This is a genomic window from Limnospira sp. PMC 289.06, assembly GCF_032350395.1.
Taxonomy (GTDB): domain Bacteria; phylum Cyanobacteriota; class Cyanobacteriia; order Cyanobacteriales; family Microcoleaceae; genus Limnospira; species Limnospira platensis.
On record NZ_JARPLC010000224.1, the window covers coordinates 1 to 3,439 of the forward strand.

2 protein-coding genes are annotated in these 3,439 nt (G+C 46.6%); one reads left to right on the top strand and one right to left on the bottom strand.

Annotated elements, in window-relative coordinates:
* Positions 1–225: 225 nt before the first annotated feature.
* Complete coding sequence (cruG, locus tag P5674_RS23685; protein ID WP_043469059.1) at positions 226–1,452, bottom strand: 2'-O-glycosyltransferase CruG; 1,227 nt, start codon at positions 1,450–1,452, stop codon at positions 226–228.
* A gap of 310 nt (positions 1,453–1,762) precedes the next feature.
* On the opposite strand from cruG, the gene P5674_RS23690 reads away from it, so the two are divergent.
* Positions 1,763–3,220, top strand: a complete 1,458-nt coding sequence (locus P5674_RS23690) for a recombinase (protein ID WP_315670343.1) — start codon at positions 1,763–1,765, stop codon at positions 3,218–3,220.
* Positions 3,221–3,439: the final 219 nt, after the last annotated feature.

The window sequence follows — 3,439 nt, forward strand, 5'->3', positions numbered from 1 at the left end:
TTTGGGCATACCGTCTAGTTCAATTGCATTAATAACTTTTTGTCTGAGGTCGTAACTATAGGGGGCTGGCATTTTTTGTCTTCTTAGTCATCTCGTCCTCTCCATTATACGTCCTAACTTTCCTGTCTGGTGCTATACATTGCCCTCACCCTAAATCTGGATCCCAGATACATTGCCCTCACCCTAAATCTGGATCCCAGAGGGGGAGAGGGACTTTTACCAGAATTATCCATAGTAGCGTCCTCGCCACTGGGTAGGTCTTTGGGTAGCGGAGAGAAAGAGGCGGAGAACAGCGAGAGGGTCAGCGAGGGGAGACAGCCAGAATACCCACTTAGCTTGTGCTTGGCTGAAGTCATAGGAAGAAGCGATCGCCGCCGACAAAGCGACACGGATAATAAACAGGAAAGCATTTAAGCGCCATAGCCAGGTGAAGATAGGGTTATGGTAGGGAAAGAGGAACCCGAAAGCGAGAGCGATAGTTAAGACCAGTATGGGTAAACCCTGACAGCAGAATAGGAGAGCGAGATCCGCCCAGAGTCCGGCGGTAGAGGAAGCATCCTTTAAATCAAGCGATCGCCCCCAGCCGGACCAAGTATCCATAAACCCATCATACATCCGCACCTTCAGCAGGGCGGCCCCATCCCAAAACCCGACGCGAAAGCCTTTCTGAGCAGCATTTCTAGCCAAAGTCACATCATCACAAAAGGAATTTGAGGCGGTGGTGTAACCATTGAGGGCTTCCAAAACCGAGCGGCGACACAAAAAGCATTGACCGTTAGCCATAACCCGCTCAGGGGTCATGGGGGCGGTATCAGGGGGACCAAATCGATATACGAGGGTAATTAAGAGGGCAGGTTGTAACCACAATTCCCCTGGGTATTTAAGGATAAACTGAGAGGATAGAGAAATCAGGTCATATTGAGCATTTTCTGCAGCCCTAACCAAGGCGGCGACCAGTCCGGGTTGAGGTTGTGTGTCTGCATCAATACCCAAAACCCATTGGGAGGCGGGGGAAGTGCGTAAAAAGCCAGTATGTAAAGCCCAAGGACGACCTACCCAGCCGGGAGGTAAGGGGTCGTCGGTAGTTAAGCGGAAACGAGGGTCGCGCTGGCTTTGGGCGATGACCATATCTGGGGTGGCATCGACTGAGTTACTATCAACTATGATGATTTCGCGTACTTCATAGCCCTGGGCGCTTAAACCGGATAAACAAGGACTGAGGCGGGCGGCTTCGTTGAGGGTGGGGACAATGACGCTAACTTTACCCAATAGGTCTGGGGTGGGGGGGGCTATGTGTAATTGTGGGCGGCGCAGTAACCCTCGAAATAGGCGGGAGAGTAGAATGGCGGTAGCGGGGAGTTGCACGGAAAGTATCAACAGGGCTAAGGCACTGATACTCTCGTAAGTTGATAAGTTAAATAGGGCTAGTAGACCAGGGCTGGGGATGAACATAAAGGGAAAACGCACGGGAATATATATGGGCGGGTGTGGTGGTGGTTGACTGACGGAAGTTAATGCGATCGCTATTAGACCAGTTTTCGCTGTCAATGGTCAAGTCGGAGAATATCCGTTTTGACCAGAGTAAACAAACCAGCCTCGCCAGCCCTAATGTCAGGTTAGGCAGTAGCCACAACCGCCACTATATCCAGGGTTAATCAAATGCGGACGAAAGGACTTGAACCTAGTCTATAGGCTGTAACCCCTATTCTATCGTTACTTAGGTGTTACTCAAAGCCATAACAGGATAACAAGTGAGTAAAAAATGAGTAACGCTACTGATACCCCTACAGTAGGGGGAAAGGGCAACTACGATGAGAGTTACGCTAGATTCCTGAAAGCCTATCAAGACTTTAAAGGGGAATGTCCCAAAGGAGTGACACTCAAACTACAAAAGTCCGGGGCTAGGTACAACCTACTATTGCAGTTTAAGCAACCACCTACCGGGAAACGGCTACCCAAGACAGCTAATCTTGAGTGTACACCCCAAGGGGTGATAGACGGGGTTAAGAAAGCTAAACTGGTATCAGAAGCCCTAGGGACTATCACTAGCACTAGTGAGTTCTGGGATTGGTATGATACGACTATTCTAGGAAAGAATCAGATTGAGGATAATCTGATAACCTACCGGGAAATATTCCAACAACTGGAAGATGAGTATTTTGCCGGGTACAACCGCAATACAGGTCGCCCTCGCTCCCGGGATGTGGTAAGTGACCTGACATCTTATCACCAAAGTAAAGGGGTCTTTTTTGAACTGTTCCCTAACTGGGATGAATATCCTAGCTGGGAGGGTTTCAAGGCTATGTTGTATACCCCTCTACAGAACGGAGAGGAGCTGATAGGCTCTAAAACCTTCAAAGAGCGTTACTACATCTTAAAAGCCATCGCTAAGAAATCACCTAACAAAGAACACTTGCTTAAACAGCTTGAACCTATTAATCCCAAACAAACGAAATTTAAAAAGAAACAACGGTTATCTGTTGACGTGTTTAAAGATTGGTGGATTAATACCAAAAAAGAAGCCTACACCATCAGAAATCCACAGCATCAATCATCAAGACACGCTTGGCTATGGGTAACAGGCATGGCAGTAATGTATGGGTTAAGACCCACCGAAATAGCCGCTGCTGTTAATTTAACTAAGTCATTTGTAACTGAAGATGGCGTAATCATCAAAGCACTATCAGACCCTGATAATCAGGATAATTACTTGGTGCTAGGTGACTATGTTTACTTTACTGACGCAGAAGGTCGGAAAGTGAGTATCAAAACAGGGGGAAGGGTTGTAGCCCCAATTCCCAGTCCCGAAATGTTTGATTTCCTAGAATTGAAACGGCCGTTGTTACCAGAATATAGCCCGAAAAAAGGCAGTCAACCCAAAACCATAGCTGGAGGCTTTGACGCAACGTTTAGTAACAGAATTCAATCTATGAAATGCCCGGTAACCCAGAAATATGCTTTTCGTAGACTGTACAACCTGTTAGGTGAAAAGTATGGACTACCTATCGAGTTACGAGCTAGACTTATGGGTCATAGCGCAATCGTCAACGAGAGTAAATATAAAACAGAAGGGATTGACGCTACCTTAGAAGTCCTCAAAGGGGTTTCTAAGTTACCTATACCATTGAACGTAGCCATAGAACGGTTAACAGCGTTAGGGTTTGATGTTGACACTCCAGAAGCTAAGGCATTTCTCAGAGTTATCTATCAGATAGATTAATCTAATCGTCAACCTTTCATAAATTAACACCCCTAGACTAAACCCCTAGGGGTTATTTTATGGCTACAGATTGATGGATCCTGTTATGGCTTTGAGTAACACCTAAGTAACGATAGAATAGGGGTTACAGCCTATAGACTAGGTTCAAGTCCTTTCGTCCGCATTAACTATAAACCCTTATCCTGACAGCGATAGCGGGTTATTACTCAACCCCTATAG

What these genes read in the sequence shown, in the direction of transcription:
- P5674_RS23690 (WP_315670343.1), top strand. Translation starts at nt 1,763, where the DNA reads ATGAGTAACGCTACTGATACCCCTACAGTAGGGGGAAAGGGCAACTAC.
- cruG (WP_043469059.1), bottom strand. Translation starts at nt 1,452, where the DNA reads ATGTTCATCCCCAGCCCTGGTCTACTAGCCCTATTTAACTTATCAACT.